The sequence below is a fragment of the Exiguobacterium sp. s128 genome, assembly GCF_018618815.1.
Lineage (GTDB): Bacteria > Bacillota > Bacilli > Exiguobacteriales > Exiguobacteriaceae > Exiguobacterium_A > Exiguobacterium_A antarcticum.
Window position 1 is genome coordinate 151,702 of record NZ_JACSMT010000002.1, and the last position, 15,856, is coordinate 167,557.

Genomic DNA, 15,856 nt, shown 5'->3' on the forward strand with positions numbered 1-15,856 from the left:
ACCTCTTCATTCAACAGCCCAGTATCGTTTAAAAGAATTGCATACCGTATGGCAACGAATACCCAAGGAAAATCGTCACAAGAACGAGGACAGCAAACCCAAGCAAGAAACCAGAATAGGCTTTGCCTTTTTTCAGACGAACGAGTGTCAACTCACCAAAGATCAAAACAAGAATTCCTGCTGTAATCTTTGCATGGTACAAGCCATCTGGATTAGCAGACATTCCCATGATCTTGATGTACAGGTAAAGACCTGTTGCGAACGTCAACAGCAATAACAAACGAAACGCCATGTGTACGCCCTTAGCAGCACTCTTACCATTCTTATACATCGAAAACGCAACAAAAAATGTGACCAACAATAAAACCCATAATAAGACGTGTGTGTATACAAATGCAGTAATCGGCATTTTTGTTCCCCCTTTTATCATTCCTTATTTATCGTAGCTGATTTTCAGCATGAGACCTAGTGTTATTTTCCTGACATATCAATCATTTCCGAAACGGCGGAATGAGAAGTGACCATTTGTGGTAATTTTACGGTAAAGAGACTACCTTTCCGTTCGACCGAATCCACTAATATTTCCCCATCATGTCCTTCGACGATTTCTTTACAAATGGCAAGTCCGAGACCGGTTCCTCCGATTTTTCGACTATCCGAATTATCGACCCGATAAAATTTTTCGAACAACTTCGCTAGAGCCGTTTTCGGAATACCGATTCCTTCATCGCGTACGGTGAATTGGACATGGTGCTGATCGGCTGTTAACACGACTTCGATCGTCCCACCAGACGGTGAATATTTGACGGCATTGTTCAGTAAATTATTCATCAGTTGTTTCATCTTCTCTTCATCCGCTTCAATCCATGGACCCGTCTCATTGAATGAACGGAACGTAATCGTATGCTTCGTCGTTGAGGCCGCATAGAATTGGGTCGTTTCCTCCAATAAAGGACGTAAATCAAGCGGTCTCTTTTGATAGGACTGGGTTCCTGATTCCATCCGTTGTACATCTAGAAAGTCATTGACAAGATTCGCCAATCGTTCCGTTTCCGAATGAATCGTCTTTAAATACCGGTCTTGTTTTGATAAATCGATATCCCGGTTCAACATCAATTCGGTAAAACCATAAATCGACGATAACGGTGTCCGCAATTCATGGGACACTGTCGAGACCAACTCGGATTTGAGTCGATCCATCTCCGTTTCCTTCGTCACGTCACGTAATACAAGCATCGTCCCTTTTCGCATTCCATCAATTTCAATCGGTTCTACATAAAAATGAATGAATACGACTTGCTGGCGAATCGAAAACTGAAGGCTATTTTTCGGAACTTCTCCTTGTAAGACCCCTTCCACATAACGCGAGAAGGTTTCAGGTTCATCGACGACAGCACGGATCGTATCCAGACATCCTTGGAGGGTTTCCGTCTTCGTCGTTCCGTGTTGGAGTTCTGGAAACAAATCGTACAAGGGACGGTTCACGAACACTTCCTGTTTGCCCGGTTCGATATAGATGACTGCTTCTCGAATCGAATCGAGGATTCGCTCCGTTTTGGTTTTTTCCCGATTCATTTCATCAAATAACCGCATCCGTAACAAAGAAAGCGACAATTGACGTGAAAATGACATGACGTCACGCATCTGTTCGTTCGTAAACTGATCACGGTAACGGACAAGATAGATGAAGGCAATGATTTCTTCCGACGCCGGATCAAGAATCGGCACAGCCGTCTCATACATGTAGTATGGATATGGTAACGGATGGTCACTCGCAACTTGTTTCGACGAATGAACCGCTTTTTTTAGTGATTCTGCTCGTTTTAATAAAGAAAAATCGCCACCTAATAACTGTTCGGATAATTCTTCCGTCATGCCATGTGTCACGATTGAATAGGCGGCGCCTTCATCGACGAATACAAGCGCTCCAATTTCAGAATCAGTGATTGTGACCAATTTCTCGATGATTTCTGGATAAGCCGTCAATGCTTCTCGCGCTGCCAGTGTTTCCGTCAAATCATTTCGATATTGGAGATGTTGTTCATTTCGCATCGTCAGTTCCAACGCTTCCTCAAGTTCTTGCTGCTGGGCCTGCAATTCTTCTTGTTGTGCCTGTAACTCTTCTTGTTGCGCCTGTAATTCTTCATTTTTTGCTAACAAATGCTGTTTGTTATCTGAAATTGAACTCGCCATCTGGTTAAACGATACTGCCAAAATACCAATCTCATCTGTACGATCCGGTATTTTCACGCGCGAGACATCTTCTCCACTCGCAAGACGTTCACTATTTTTAACGAGCGATAGCAGTTCCGCCGTAATGCGTCGAATAAACGGATAGATCAAGAAGATTAAGACACCGACTAGAACGACGATATTCGATAACCAGATCAATTGTGTCGTCTGAATTTCTCGTTCGAGTTGACCACTCGTCGTTTCTGACCACTCTTCCAAAAACTCTCGGTAACCACCAAGCGCCAGCTCACTTTTATTGATTTCAGACAAGACATCGATGTTTCCAGCACCGTCTAGCTTAATTCGTCCGCTTGCTAACAACTCTTTCCCAAGCGGTAGCGACGTCAACGTCGTTCCGCGTAAAAAGGATTCATCTACGGTGCCTGTTTCCTTTGCTTCGACGTAGGATTCAATCAACGGCAAAATCGATTCAAAATAATAGGCATACAGTTCACGTGAGGAACGTGCATAATCTTTGCCTTGTGTATAAATCGCATTTTCCTCGAACCAACGTGTTTGTTCATCAATCGTCGCTCGTTGATCTACCATCTTCTGATAAATTTCCCGATCACCGATGAGGGCATATCCCCGCATATTGAATTGCAAGTCTTGCCATTCTTCCCACAGCGCGCCGGCACGTGCGCTCCGGTCTCTGATATCTTCTAATTTTTGTCGTGTTTCTTGTAATTTCGTATCGGTATAATTATAAACAATCAGTGAAGAAATCATCAGTGTCGTTAACACGATATAAAAGGATGCCATCAACTGGCGTCCGATTTTCCGATTAATCCACTGGATGATCACTCAATATTCCTCCTACGACATCAATTAATTCCAACGGACTGAACGGTTTAGAAAAGAAGTAATTGGCTCCGATTTCTTCTGCCCGTTCGCGGTCGGATTGTTGACTTTTTGCTGTTAACATCATGATTTTCAAGTGTTGTTTATCCGGATGACGGCGGACCTTTTCAATGACTTCGATCCCTGTCATGCCAGGCATCATGTAATCCAGTAAAACCAAGTCATAATGCTGACTCATGATTTTCTGATAGGCTTCGTCCCCATCCGTCGCTTCATCGATTGTGTATCCTTCATCTTCCAATGTATCTAATACCAGCATACGTAACACATCTTCGTCTTCTGCTAATAATATACGTGCCATCTATAAACCCTCCTAATTAATATCACTGATCTTTTTGCATACCTTCTCATTTTACACAGTTCTTTCATATTTAGAAATGAAAATCGTCTAACGAACTAGCTCCGATCACTGGATAAGTGACAGAAACGATTCGTTAGACGTAGGTCCCTTAATGAATTTCAATCACTTCATGGAGTGCAAAAGCGTAAATCAATTTTTGGGAAATCGTGATTTTTAAAATCGATTCCAAAGCTTCTTGGTACAGATTCAACTGCGTTGCATACCGTTCTCGTAACAAGTCATGCTGATCCTGACCATCAATCGCCTCAAACACTTGATCGGATTTATAATCCAACAGGATATAAGTCTCACCGTCCTGAATCAAACAATCCACGATTCCTTGCATGACAGCCTGGTCACTCGGACCATGCCAGTCCTTCCGGAAACGCGCCGAATCAATTTTATACGTAAACGGCAGTTCCCGGTAAACATCCCCTGTCGCCAAGCGTTGTTCAAACAGCTGTCCGATCGCTGAAGACAGGAACGTCGTGAGCTCCGGAATCGCTTCTCGCATCGTACCGGCTTCTAAAGCAGAAATCCGTTCTGTTCGTTCCCAGTCAACAATCTGATCTTCGATGGTTCGACCAGCTTCATACAACTGCATCGCTAAATGCAGAACGGTCCCCCGTTCAGCCCCTGTCAATGTCGGACCTAAAAATTGGGGTGTCCGGTAATAGGTCGATTGACGGTATGTCGATTCAAATGCAGCCCGTTCTAGCTGTTCCGTCCGCTTTAACTCTGTGACGGTTTGTTTGGCGGCCGTATCAGTAGCAACTTGATACGGATATTGATAGGCAAATGCCGCTTCGATTTGTTGTTTGAACGGCTCGTTCCCGACATGATCAATTTTTTCGAGCGCTCGGACATGCTCGAGTTGATCAATCATTTTCGTCAATTCTTGATACGGTGCAATGTCATCTCGCGTCATGATTCGGAGCGACCACTGTTGTTCCTGCTCGTCTAACATGAATTTCCGAAGGACGGCTGGTGCGACCCAGTCGGCATATGTTTTGGCGTTACGTCGATCGATTTCTGGTAAAAGCAACTCATCCAGCGGTTGATCTTGCCACTTCGAAAGTTGCTCTTCCAGTCCTTTGATTGCCCCTACTAAGATCAACTTTTCTTTAGCACGTGTCATCGCGACATATAACACCCGCATCTCTTCTGCCTTCATCTCACGGTCCATCTCGCGACGAATGACTTCTTTCAGCAAGGTTCCGGACCGAAGACGTTTAATTGGATCAATCGCATCCAGGGCAATCCCATACGTTTTGTGTAATTGGATTGCTTGCATCTGATCTTGTTTATTAAATTGTTTTCCGAGCTGGCTGACGATTGTCACAGGAAACTCCAACCCTTTTGACTGGTGAATCGTCATGATTCGGACCACGTCCTCATCTTCTCCTAAAGAACGGGCTTCTGAAAAATCTTCCCCTCGTTCCACTAGACGGTGGATCAAACGTAAAAATCGGTATAACCCCCGATAACCGGATGCTTCATACTGATTGGCCCGTTCATAGAGCGCATTTAAGTTCGCTTGCCGGCTTCGTCCACCGTTCAGACAACCGACATACTCGAAGTACCCTGTCTGATCGAACAAGGAACGAATCAGGCTCGCCAATGATTTGCCGCGTGCTTCCGTACGCCATTGTTGTAATCGTGTAAGTGCTTCATCCACCCGTAACCCTAGCGGTGTCTCCTCTTGCGCCACCAACACTGCCGCTTCATAAAAAGTAGTCTCTTTCGATTTGGCACGGATACGCCCTAAATCCCGATCCGTCAATCCAAAAATCGGCGACCGTAATACACCGGCTAGCGGGATGTCTTGTAACGGGTTATCAATCGTTTTTAATAACGCCATCATGATTTGGATTTCAGTTGCTTGGAAATAACCACCTGTCGTATCGGCGTATACCGGCAGTTCATATTGTTCAAACACATCGACGAGTGCCTGAACCCGTTTTCCTCTCGAACGCACGAGGACAACGATATCCCGGTATTCGCATTTACGGAATCGCTTTTGTTTGGCATCGAATACAAGATACGGATTTTCATCGTTTACCATCTCAATGATTCGTGTTGCGATGACTTGTGCTTCGAGTTCTTCTTTATTCGTATCCGTCTGATCAACCAGCAACAATTCTGGCTCTACCTGGTTCGACTCGACATAACCCAGGTTCCCCAATCGTAAATGAGCCGCTTCGTCGTAATCAATTTCCCCAACTGCTTCATCCATCACCTGACGGAAAATATGATTGGTTCCGTCCAACACTTCTAAACGGCTCCGGAAATTTTTCGTTAAATCAATTCGTGTCCCGACATCGGTTAGTCGGAATCGTTTAAACTTATTGAGAAATAACCCCGGTTCAGCATGACGGAATTTATAAATCGACTGTTTGACGTCACCGACCATAAACAGATTACCTGTCGCCTCATCCGATTTCGAAACGAGTTTTAAAATCCGTTCTTGTACTTCGTTTGTGTCTTGATATTCATCGACCAATACCTCAACGAAACGCTCTTGCAACAAACGGGCAACATCGGTCGCTTCCCCATCTTGTTCCAAAATCGCTAACGCAAAATGCTCAAGATCCGAAAAATCAACGATTCCGCGCTGTTGTTTCGCTTCTAGATAAGCGGTCGAAAAATGACGGACCAACATAACGATCATTTGGACATGCCCCAGCTGTGAACGTAAGTCCTCTAGATAGTCGACTCCGTCCTTTTCAACGAACAACTCCCGCATTTTTTTCAAATCACTGACGAGTCGTGTCCGTTCTGCTTGAAACAGTTTCATCTCTTCATCTCCACGTACACCTTTCCAGCGTCCGAACTCGACCGCTTGGAAGGCAAGGGCAATGGTCGTCCACCGGTCAGTTTGTGGGTTGATTTGTCGCATCGGTGCTACATCCTGCATCAGCATCTCAGCCATCTCATCGTATCCCGATTGCCGTAAACGATAGGACAGTTCCAGATACCGGTTGACGACTGGCGCGACACGTTCCCATTCGAGTTCAAGCAATCGCGTCAATAACGTGGATTCATCCGGATCAATCGGTTGATCGTACTGAGCAATCAAATGATCATAAAAGGCTTCAGGATCCGGAAGTGAACGGGAAAAACGATACAGATTCGAAATCAATGTCAACATCGCTTGATCGTCTCGATCTGACGTATAGCTATCAATCAGTTCATAAAATGCGGGATCCGCCGCTGCGTAGAAGCTCTCAAACACTTCTTCTAGTACGTCATCTTGTAGCAATAACAACTCCGCTTCTTCAGCAATCCGAAAAGCAGGATCAAGACCAATCCGGTAATAGTTTTCTCGTAAGATGGACAAACAGAATGAATGAATCGTCGTAATTTGAGCCCGGTTCATCATTTGCCGTTGTTTTTTCAGATAAATGTCGTCCGGGGCTAGTTTTATCTTTGCTTCGATCGCTTCGATGACACGGGTTTTCATCTCTTTTGCGGCTGCATTCGTAAATGTTGCAACAAGCATCCGGTCTGCCGTCAATGGATCATCTTGATTGATGACACGTTGTGTCAACCGTTCCACTAATACAGCTGTTTTTCCTGAACCGGCAGCGGCAGAGACTAAAATATGTCCTCCCCTCGCATCAATCGCCTGTTGCTGTTCATCCGTCCATTGCACACTCATTCTGTCTCCTCCTTCAACCGTTCCAAGACTTCTTTTTCCGACAACGTGTCCAGTTGGCGGTAGTCATTTCCAAGTGACTCATCAAACTGACAGACGGAGCGATATTCACAAAACGTACACGGTGTCCGTTCTTGATAATCAAACGGATCAATTGCAATATCCCCCTCATACATTGATTGGCTACTCGTTTTCAATTCATCCCAGGCATGATCCATCAAGGCATTCAACTCTTCTTCCTTGACGACACCTTTCGTATGCGATTTATGAAGACCCGTTTTCGTAAATGTCACTTTGACAAGCGGTGATTTTTTTCGTTCATCGTATGCAATCTGATCCATCGCACGCAACACCTCATCGTTTTCAACGATGACACCTTGCATCTGATACGATTCGAGGAGTAATCGACTGCGCTCAGTTTCATCAGCAGACAAATCACCACGTAACATCGGATTTTTGACATGGAAATACAAGGCACCGGCTGGTTTGGCCTGTCGATCAAATAGAACTTCGGACTGTTCGACGACGGTTTTTAAATACAAAAGCATCTGAATCGCCAATCCATAATAAATTTCAGCAAAGTCCAACTCTTTGGCACTCGACTTATAGTCAACGATCCGGACGTACAGCTGATCGCCGATCGTCGCTTGGTCCACTCGGTCAATTCGACCCGTAAATTCAATTTCTGTTCCATCCGGTAATGTGAACCGAAGTGGTGGAAACATCGCATTCCCAAAACTAATCTCAAATAAATCCGGTTCGAAATCCGACCGTTCCGCTTGTTTGACAAGCATTTTTGCGGTTTGTTCGACGACATCGGTCAACTTTTTCTTGATGTATCCGAATCGGTTCGAACTCATTAAAATCGCATTTTGAATTTCTGGTGTCACTTTTTCGACGGCCTCTTTTGCGAGGGTACTACACGACTCATCATCGAGTTCACGCCAGTGTTTCCCTGACGCCTTGATGTTCATCGATAGATCATTGAGTGCCCCGTGGAACAGGTTCCCGATGTCTGGCGCTTCGAATTTATACAATTTCCGTTCCTTTAACCGTAATCCATAGCGAGCAAAATGTTTATAGGAGCACGCATTGTATGTTTCAAACCGTGAAACACTCGCTTTGATCGTGTCCCCATACAAGGTCCGAGCTAAATCGTCCGGCAAGGGTTTTGCCTGATTCTGATAAAATAACGCACTCGAGAACAGGGCCATCCGTTCTCGCCCTCGTCCGTTCTCAAGCAACAGATTGTAGACATCAAACCACGATTGTTGAATCGGATAACGACGTTGCAATCGTCTTAACTCAATTGCCGTCGCAGCTGCTGCCCGGTCTGGACTCGTCACAAACTGTAGCTGATCATCCGGTGCATGGTCGCCGGCCTCCGCAAAATAGGTTTTTACTGGACGGTCCTGCAGGAGTTGACGTTTGATTTGTTTGACGATCGAGGCCGGTTGAAGTGCCTTTCCATCCTCGTCAACAAGTGCATAGCTGATATGCAAGGACTCGCTTGGTGCCGTTACACCTTGGTACAGGTAATACAACTCGTCATCAAACACGTCAAGTGATGCTTTTCCGACCGGGATCCCTTGATCATGTAAAAAGTCATGGTCCCCTTCCGATAACAGCTTCGATTGATCTTCCACCAGTGGAATCAAGCCATCGTTTGCACCAAGTAAAAAGACTACCTTGACCTGTTGTAAACGACCTCGGACATAGTCCGTTGCAATCACTTGATCGAGTGACGGAGGAACAAGCGAGAAACGAAGACTTTCAAGTCCTGTCTCAACCATTTGAACAAATAGTTCAGTAGACAAAACCGTCTCAGGAGCTGCTGCTTCTAGTTGTTCAAAAAGGTGTAGTACCGCTTCATACACTTGATCATGTTCCCGTGCCTGACTCAATTCATTTGCCTCGAGCGCCTGCTGTTTCCAGACCATCAAACGATCCGTCAGCTGATGTTCTTCTAAAAAACGGTATAAGGCCCGCGTATATTCGCTCATCGTCTTCGAAGCCTTAAAGCGTTTTTCAAGGGGTTCAATCGCTTCAATCAAAAATTGACGCCACTCGTTCAACTCGAGTTCTTCTTTTAATTCATCATCCGTCAAACTGACTTCATCCGCCAGACGACGTTTGAGTTGCCATGGTTTTTTCCACATCGACCCTTTGATTCCTCGTTCGAGCACAAAGGTTTCTAATCGATCGAGAGCTAATCGCGCGTCCTCTGCCGGCAGCGGAATCAGTTCTGTTTTTAGCAATCGAAAAACAGACTCCTCCCGATAACCTGTCATGACGATTTCGAGGACCGCATGGACTAGTTCGACGATCGGGTGATGAACCATCGATTCCCGTTGGTCCAGAAAGTACGGAATATCATACAATTGGAAAGCCCGTTCTAAATGATCCGCATACGGTTCGAGATGACGCACGAGAAAGGCAATTTCATTAAAGCGGTATCCATTTTGCCGTACGAATTGGATAGCTTTTCTGACAGCCGCTTCCGCCTCGACCTGACGATTTACCGCAGCAACAATCGTCAATCCGTCCACTTCTTCATCGACAGCCGGATACCCCGGTGAAAGTAATGCTTGTTCAAGCATCCGTAATCCTGCGCTCTTGAATTTAACAGGCTGCTCGTAATGAATTTCTTCATGCTCAATCTGACGTTCGTTCATCTGTTCAATCAACTGCATATAACACCGTTGTGATACACCAAATTCAGACTGTTTGGCATAGGCGTCCTCGACATCGAGTGTAAAGCTGAGATGCATTTCTTGTGTCAGTTCCATCAAACGGAGTAACACGAGTTGCTCCTGTAAGGAAAATTCATAAAAACCATCGACGAATACGCATGCCTCATTTAGATTCGCTTCCGGTAACAGATCGATGAGTGTCGTAAAATAATCATCTGCATGGAGGGCTTTGTCCGCAATCCGTTCTGTGAACCGTTCATAAATCAACGCCAAGTCGTTTAGCTTAGGAGAACGTTCAGGTGAAGCACTGCTGATTTGACGCAACATGTCAGGATCCACTAAGGAACGTTTAAACGATGCGATCAATTCATCCAATCCTTTATAAAAACCGGGCATGTTTTTAGTCCGTTTGAAGATTTTTAACTCTTCTTCCGCTTCTTCCACGACTTGTCGCAATAAAAGTTGTGTCCCCGTTTCGTCTAAGAAAGGAATCGCTTGGTTTCCATGATCACGGATGATGTGAAAGGCAAATCGCCGTAAGCTCATGACTTCCATTCGGACAAGACCGGACAGACGCGGATCGGTCGCAATCCGCCGCTCCATTTCAAATGACATTTGATCAGGGACGATAAAATAAATCGGAGGTCCTAATGGCTGCTTCACGAGTCGTTCGACGACGTCCTCAATTAACTTGGTAGTCTTACCTGTACCGGCACGACCTAAGTGCATATAATTCATAGTTTCCAGCCGGCGTAGCTCCCTGACTTCCGTCTTGGGAGGAGCCGGCCTTCACCTCCTTTGTATAGTGTCGGCGAATGTTTGCGTTGCTGTTTGTGTTCGGATGCTGCGAGTACTTCCTTTATTAGTTAATGCGACATGAGTTGTCGCTTCACGTCATTTTTTCTTATATGTATGATTATCGCATAAATACGAACAAACGTCCGGTTTGAAACGAAGGTTTCCTTGATGAAACGATTAGATTCCTTAACTTTTGGTCAGTAGTTGCAAAAAGCGGGTAAAGATTGAGATAATAATGTATTTCAAAGGAATAGTTAATGGAAAGAGGGACATTCATGCTCTACGAGAAACTCGGAAAACAACCAGCAATCGAACAACTTGTTATGCGGTTTTATGAACGTGTTTATGTCGATGACCTTCTCCGTCCCTTATTCCCTGCTGATCGACAACGTGTCGAGCACGCACAAATCGTTTTTTTGACTCAGCTCACGGGTGGTCCAAAGCAGTATGAGTTGTACGATGAACGGATGAACCTGGCGATGATTCATCGTCTTTTACCGATCAGACGTGTGCATGCTGAACGATGGATCGAACTGATGACTGCTGCCATCGAGGAGACGATCCAAAATCAAGAAGCCGCTGCTCTTTTAATCGAACGTCTTCGGATTGGTGCAATGAATGTTCTTCGGATTTGCGATGCTCATCAAGACGGATAAGGGATTTTTCTTTCTCATCGGTACATTTCAATGTAAAATGAAAAGTGGAGGCGATAACTATGACTGAAGAACAAGATAAAAAGAGTGAATTGGTAAAGAGTGCCCTCGAACAAGCAGAGGCTGCCAAAACGACAGAGGAACCTGTCGAAGAAGAAAAGTCCGATGAACAGAAACGACTCGAACACATACGCGCACTCGTTACGCTTGAACGTGGTTCTGATTATTACCGTGTTGTCTTCTATGATGATCATAAACATTTGATTTTCAAAGAACTTGATTATGATCGCGTAGAGTTTGTCGGCCGTTTCTACAATGACAGTTTTGATCCGACCAACCAAAAAGAATTAGAAGAGATTTCTGAAAAAGCACTCGCGACGTCGATTCGTAAACGATTCTTGTAAAAAACGTATTCGTCTTGTGACTGTTTACTCATGCAAAAGCCGTGTTCCCCCAATCAGTTGATGGGGAGCACGGCTTTTTGCATGTACCTATTACAAGCTCATTAATTCTGTTCGGGCGTGTTTCGTTTTTTTCGACGCAGGACGTATGCCAATACGCCACCCGCAACCGCTAGTCCTGTTGCCGCCAGTACAGGTAAAAGCACTTTTTTCGACGTCAGTTTTTGTTTGACTTGTTGCAGACGGGATTCCGTTACTTCTTTTTGGGCAACGGATGTGCGACGATTGATCGTCATATGTTTTGCTGCATCTGTTACGACAATCCGTTTCGTCACCCAACGTCGATTTCCTGCGTCATCGACGATTAGTTGACGGGCTCGTTTGACACCCTTAACGCGTTTACCTGGTGTATTTTCCGGACGGACGATTCGCGAACTGATGAAACGTCGTCCTCCATTCACACCAAATCCAGGTTGTAATTTTCTTCTGTTTAACCATTCGTATGATTCATTCATTGTGCAGCGGTCATTTGACCGCTTCACCTCCCTTTAGGCTCTCTCTCGTTCATTCATTCCTATTCGCTTTGTTAAGTAATGATTCCTGTTAGATTGTTCCACTTATCGTGCTTTATTAAACGTCATTGGTCGTTCTTCTTGAAATCTTCGTTGCATTTCGTAAGCCAGTTCTAACGTTTTAATCCGTTGTCGTTCGATACTGTAGGCAGAAGCATCCGTATCAATCCGTTGTCCTGTCTGAAACTCAACTTGGACGGTTTTACCGATTTTCTGGACCGTTTTCATCTGTTTAAAGTTGATCCAGATGCACTCTGCTTTTTCCTTAGCTGTCGTCGGGAAAAAGATTGTCTGTGCTTTCCAGTCAATCAAAACCGGCGTTTTTCGATTCGGCCCCAAAATATGGCGTGCCGCCTCGATTCGTCCCCGCATCGATGAACCAAAATACAAACATGATTCTTCAATCAACTTGATCGGATGCCCCTCTAATACAACTTCTGATTGTTCTTGAATAAGTAAAGTTTGTGGTTCACCATACGGACCGTACTTTGGAATCAGTGCTAATGTTTCTTCCGTAATTTTATGTCGCATTTTGATTTCTCCCTTCCTGTATTAAGTTGGTTATATCAAATTCCACACGATTCGGTTTAGGTGTCAGGATTATTTCCCAAAATAAAAAACGAGATATGACTATCTCGTTTTTGAAGATCTTATTTTTTTTCAGCTGACTGTTCCTGAAAATGACGTGGAAAATTAAATTTCACACAAACTTTATCTTTTTCATTTCCCGACGGCTTATTCTCAATCGTCACTGTTCCTTCATGCCGCTCGACAATCCGCTTGACGATATACAAACCAAGACCAAATTTTCCCTCTTTCCCACGAGAAAATTGATGGAATAGTGGTGACGACGTCTCTAACGGCGGACCGTCGTTTTCGATTTCAATCGTCGCTGTCTCTGCTGTTCCGGATAAGCGAATCTCAATCGTCGTCTCTGCATAACGAATCGCATTGTCCAACACGTTTTCCAGTGCGACCCGCAACTGTTCACCTTCCCCTAAGACGATGCCGGCTTCACCGGAAATTTTCCAGGTCAACACTTTTGTCCCGACAAACCGTTTTTGAAGCAGATGAACCATCCGATCTAAATCCACATGATCCCATTTTGAACGATCCAGTTCAAAATAGTCGAGTTTCGTTACATACAACAAGGCAGCTACTTTCTTCTCTAACCGTTCAGCTTCCTCTTCGATGACAGAGACGGACCCCGTCAAATCTCCATCTGGATAAATCCCATCCGAAATCGATTGGGCATAACTACGAATGACCATGATCGGTGTTTTTAAATCGTGCGAGATGTTTTGGAGTAAGGACTTTTGTGCTTTGTCTTGTTTCTCTAAATCCATTCGCATCGCGTCCACCGAGCGGGCCAGCCGTCCGATTTCGTCCCCCCGGTCGAGTGGCAACGGAGTATCCCACTTTTGGGCTGCAATTTTCCCGACCGCCCCTTCGATTTCAATCAACGGATGCGTCAATCGGCGAGCTAACCAAAAAGCGATGAACAATGTCAGGACACTGACAATCGCGACAACCCAGCCAATCTTTGAAAATAATTGTGTAATCAGTTCTTGACGATAGGCATCCCAGACGTACGAGACCCGGTAATAGGTCTCACCCTTTATTTCCATCTTCAGAATACTGTAGTAGACATCTTCCTTGTCAAGACGTGTCGTATATTTTTCCATCTTATCCTCTTGATTGATGGCATCCCGATACATTTGATTCACTAACTGTTGCGGTGCACCACCATAATACAACTTCCCATTTTTCGATAACAACAAGACATTGACGGATCGTGACTCCTGTTTGCGTCGATCAAATTCAATCGGATTTTCTTGCAGCATCTCGATGACGGAAGCATCTTCCGAGAAAAAGACTTCACTGTTTTCAAGCGTCGCATAGACTTGTTCATCGATAAAGTTGCCGATGGATGACCGGATGACGACCAAAATGACGATTGAAAGAGTGGCAATGACGAGTAAGAACATCGCCCAAATCTGAAAACCCAAACTCCGGTTTTTCATGCAGCCACCAGACGATACCCAATCCCATAAATCGTCTCCAGTTCAAGTTTCGACAGTTTTTTACGGACACGCCGCACAAGATCATCGACGACACGATCTGATCCGAAATAATCATCGCCCCATACACTGATCAGGATTTGCTCCCGGGACATCGGCGTCCCAATCTGCGTCGCAAATAAAATCAATAAGTCATATTCTTTTGAGGTCAAATCAATTTCCTGACCATTTTCTTCAATAATCCGTTTTTCGGGATAAATCGTGTAATCTCCGTACCGGATGACTCCTGTTTTGGGTGTTGCATAGGTCCGTGCTAGAATTTTCTTCACACGAATGACCAGTTCGCGGGGTAAAAATGGTTTGGCTATATAATCGTCAGACCCCATTTCCAGTCCAATGATTTTATCGATGTCTTCGTCACGAGCCGAGATGAATATGACGGGTGTCGTCTCATCATGGGCTTTAATCCGCTTAATTAACTGAAAACCATCTACGTCGGGTAACATGATGTCAAGTATCCATAAATCAGGTTTTTCGATGATGGCCGATGCTGCAGCTTCTCCTGATGTAAACGATTTAACTTGCCAACCTTCTTGTTCCAAATACTTGACTAAAACACGGTTCAGGTTTACTTCGTCGTCCACTAAATAAATCGTATGCATCATCATCACTCCTGCTTAAGTTGTTTTTTTTAGTGTAACAAAGGATTTCCGCAAAATTATGGGAGAATCAAAAATTGTACAAAAAAAACGCTCTCTTTTTAGAAAAGAGAGGCGCACGTCACAAAAAAATTATTTTACGAGACGCAACGATGGATACGTCGCACGTTCTACATGTGTTTTAACATTCGCCGATACATGACGACGTTCCGTTTTCACTACGTGTGCTAGGAACGTTGCGCCGCCACCAAGTAAGACTGTTACGCCAGTCATTAAAATAATTTCCACTGTTTTCGCCACCCTTTTCTATCGCAATTGATAATCAGTATCATCCTCAATACGACTATATCATGCTTGATAGAAAATGAGAAGCATTCTCACAGATTTAATCGGTTAAAAATTTCTGTTGTTCCACTTCATGTCGTTTTCGAATGATTTCACGCCATTTAAACTCACCTTGCTCCAGACCATTAATCAAAATTTCAGCTGTCCCGACATTCGTCGCAAGCGGCAGATCATAGACGTCACATAAGCGGATCAAGGCTGAGACATCCGGTTCATGGGGTTGGGCGGTCAAAGGATCCCGTAAAAAGATGACGATATCAATCTCGCCCCGTGCGACCATCGCACCGATTTCTTGGTCTCCTCCAAGTGGTCCCGACTTACAGCGGTGAACGGATAATGCCGTCGCTTCCATGATTCGTTGCCCCGTCGTCCCCGTCGCATACAATGTATTTTTGGCGAAGTAGGTTTCATACGCCCGTGTAAACATCATCATTTCGTCCTTTTTTTCATCATGTGCAATCAAAGCAATGTTCATATCTTTTCCCCCTTCCTTACCTATATGCACACAAAAAGAACTTCAGAAACCTGAAGTTTTCAGATCGTAGACAAACCCTCATTTCAACGTTGAAATGAGGGTTTGTCTTATGTAGTCGTAAAAAGTGATGTTGAAAACAAGGATTCCC

Annotated in this window: 13 protein-coding genes; 2 read left to right on the forward strand and 11 right to left on the reverse strand. The window is 44.5% G+C overall.

Features of this window, described 5'->3' with window-relative positions:
- Positions 1-28 precede the first annotated feature (28 nt).
- From KNQ13_RS01825 to addB, 5 genes are all read right to left on the reverse strand, one after another.
- Positions 29-409, reverse strand: coding sequence for a DUF1516 family protein (locus KNQ13_RS01825; protein WP_026830979.1), 381 nt, complete (start codon positions 407-409; stop codon positions 29-31).
- Between the two features lie 62 nt (positions 410-471).
- On the reverse strand, positions 472-3,036 hold the full coding sequence (locus KNQ13_RS01830; RefSeq protein ID WP_026830978.1) for an ATP-binding protein: 2,565 nt from the start codon (positions 3,034-3,036) through the stop codon (positions 472-474).
- Positions 3,017-3,394, reverse strand: coding sequence for a response regulator transcription factor (locus KNQ13_RS01835; protein WP_014969720.1), 378 nt, complete (start codon positions 3,392-3,394; stop codon positions 3,017-3,019). The genes KNQ13_RS01830 and KNQ13_RS01835 overlap by 20 nt, the downstream gene beginning before the upstream one ends.
- Before the next feature lie 148 nt (positions 3,395-3,542).
- On the reverse strand, positions 3,543-7,094 hold the full coding sequence (gene addA, locus KNQ13_RS01840) for a helicase-exonuclease AddAB subunit AddA (RefSeq protein WP_014969719.1): 3,552 nt from the start codon (positions 7,092-7,094) through the stop codon (positions 3,543-3,545).
- Entirely contained in the window at positions 7,091-10,522 is a 3,432-nt protein-coding gene (gene addB, locus KNQ13_RS01845; protein ID WP_209547897.1) for a helicase-exonuclease AddAB subunit AddB, read from the reverse strand. The genes addA and addB overlap by 4 nt, the downstream gene beginning before the upstream one ends.
- Positions 10,523-10,857: 335 nt before the next feature.
- Between addB and KNQ13_RS01850 the strand changes: the two genes are divergently transcribed.
- Positions 10,858-11,238: a truncated hemoglobin gene (locus KNQ13_RS01850; protein WP_014969717.1), complete on the forward strand. Its 381-nt coding sequence runs from the start codon at positions 10,858-10,860 to the stop codon at positions 11,236-11,238.
- Positions 11,239-11,297: 59 nt separating this feature from the next.
- A complete protein-coding gene (locus KNQ13_RS01855; protein ID WP_014969716.1) occupies positions 11,298-11,639 on the forward strand; it encodes a hypothetical protein in 342 nt (113 codons plus the stop codon).
- 101 nt (positions 11,640-11,740) lie between these two features.
- Here the strand turns inward: KNQ13_RS01855 and KNQ13_RS01860 are convergent, their stop codons facing one another.
- The 6 genes from KNQ13_RS01860 to KNQ13_RS01885 form a co-directional block, all read right to left on the reverse strand.
- Positions 11,741-12,151, reverse strand: coding sequence for a hypothetical protein (locus KNQ13_RS01860; RefSeq protein ID WP_014969715.1), 411 nt, complete (start codon positions 12,149-12,151; stop codon positions 11,741-11,743).
- Positions 12,152-12,253: 102 nt separating this feature from the next.
- A complete protein-coding gene (locus tag KNQ13_RS01865; RefSeq protein ID WP_014969714.1) occupies positions 12,254-12,739 on the reverse strand; it encodes a competence protein ComK in 486 nt (161 codons plus the stop codon).
- 119 nt (positions 12,740-12,858) lie between these two features.
- Positions 12,859-14,232, reverse strand: coding sequence for a sensor histidine kinase (locus KNQ13_RS01870; protein WP_014969713.1), 1,374 nt, complete (start codon positions 14,230-14,232; stop codon positions 12,859-12,861).
- Complete coding sequence (locus KNQ13_RS01875; protein WP_014969712.1) at positions 14,229-14,894, reverse strand: response regulator transcription factor; 666 nt, start codon at positions 14,892-14,894, stop codon at positions 14,229-14,231. The genes KNQ13_RS01870 and KNQ13_RS01875 overlap by 4 nt, the downstream gene beginning before the upstream one ends.
- Positions 14,895-15,020: 126 nt before the next feature.
- On the reverse strand, positions 15,021-15,176 hold the full coding sequence (locus KNQ13_RS01880; RefSeq protein WP_014969711.1) for a hypothetical protein: 156 nt from the start codon (positions 15,174-15,176) through the stop codon (positions 15,021-15,023).
- A gap of 97 nt (positions 15,177-15,273) precedes the next feature.
- Entirely contained in the window at positions 15,274-15,708 is a 435-nt protein-coding gene (locus tag KNQ13_RS01885) for a methylglyoxal synthase (protein ID WP_014969710.1), read from the reverse strand.
- Between the last annotated feature and the right edge of the window lie 148 nt (positions 15,709-15,856).

Excerpts from the sequence above, each read along its gene's own strand:
- KNQ13_RS01825 (WP_026830979.1), bottom strand. The coding sequence starts at position 409 with ATGCCGATTACTGCATTTGTATACACACACGTCTTATTATGGGTTTTA.
- KNQ13_RS01835 (WP_014969720.1), bottom strand. The coding sequence starts at position 3,394 with ATGGCACGTATATTATTAGCAGAAGACGAAGATGTGTTACGTATGCTG.
- addA (WP_014969719.1), bottom strand. The coding sequence starts at position 7,094 with ATGAGTGTGCAATGGACGGATGAACAGCAACAGGCGATTGATGCGAGG.
- addB (WP_209547897.1), bottom strand. The coding sequence starts at position 10,522 with ATGAATTATATGCACTTAGGTCGTGCCGGTACAGGTAAGACTACCAAG.
- KNQ13_RS01850 (WP_014969717.1), top strand. The coding sequence starts at position 10,858 with ATGCTCTACGAGAAACTCGGAAAACAACCAGCAATCGAACAACTTGTT.
- KNQ13_RS01855 (WP_014969716.1), top strand. The coding sequence starts at position 11,298 with ATGACTGAAGAACAAGATAAAAAGAGTGAATTGGTAAAGAGTGCCCTC.
- KNQ13_RS01860 (WP_014969715.1), bottom strand. The coding sequence starts at position 12,151 with ATGAATGAATCATACGAATGGTTAAACAGAAGAAAATTACAACCTGGA.
- KNQ13_RS01865 (WP_014969714.1), bottom strand. The coding sequence starts at position 12,739 with ATGCGACATAAAATTACGGAAGAAACATTAGCACTGATTCCAAAGTAC.
- KNQ13_RS01870 (WP_014969713.1), bottom strand. The coding sequence starts at position 14,232 with ATGAAAAACCGGAGTTTGGGTTTTCAGATTTGGGCGATGTTCTTACTC.
- KNQ13_RS01875 (WP_014969712.1), bottom strand. The coding sequence starts at position 14,894 with ATGATGCATACGATTTATTTAGTGGACGACGAAGTAAACCTGAACCGT.
- KNQ13_RS01885 (WP_014969710.1), bottom strand. The coding sequence starts at position 15,708 with ATGAACATTGCTTTGATTGCACATGATGAAAAAAAGGACGAAATGATG.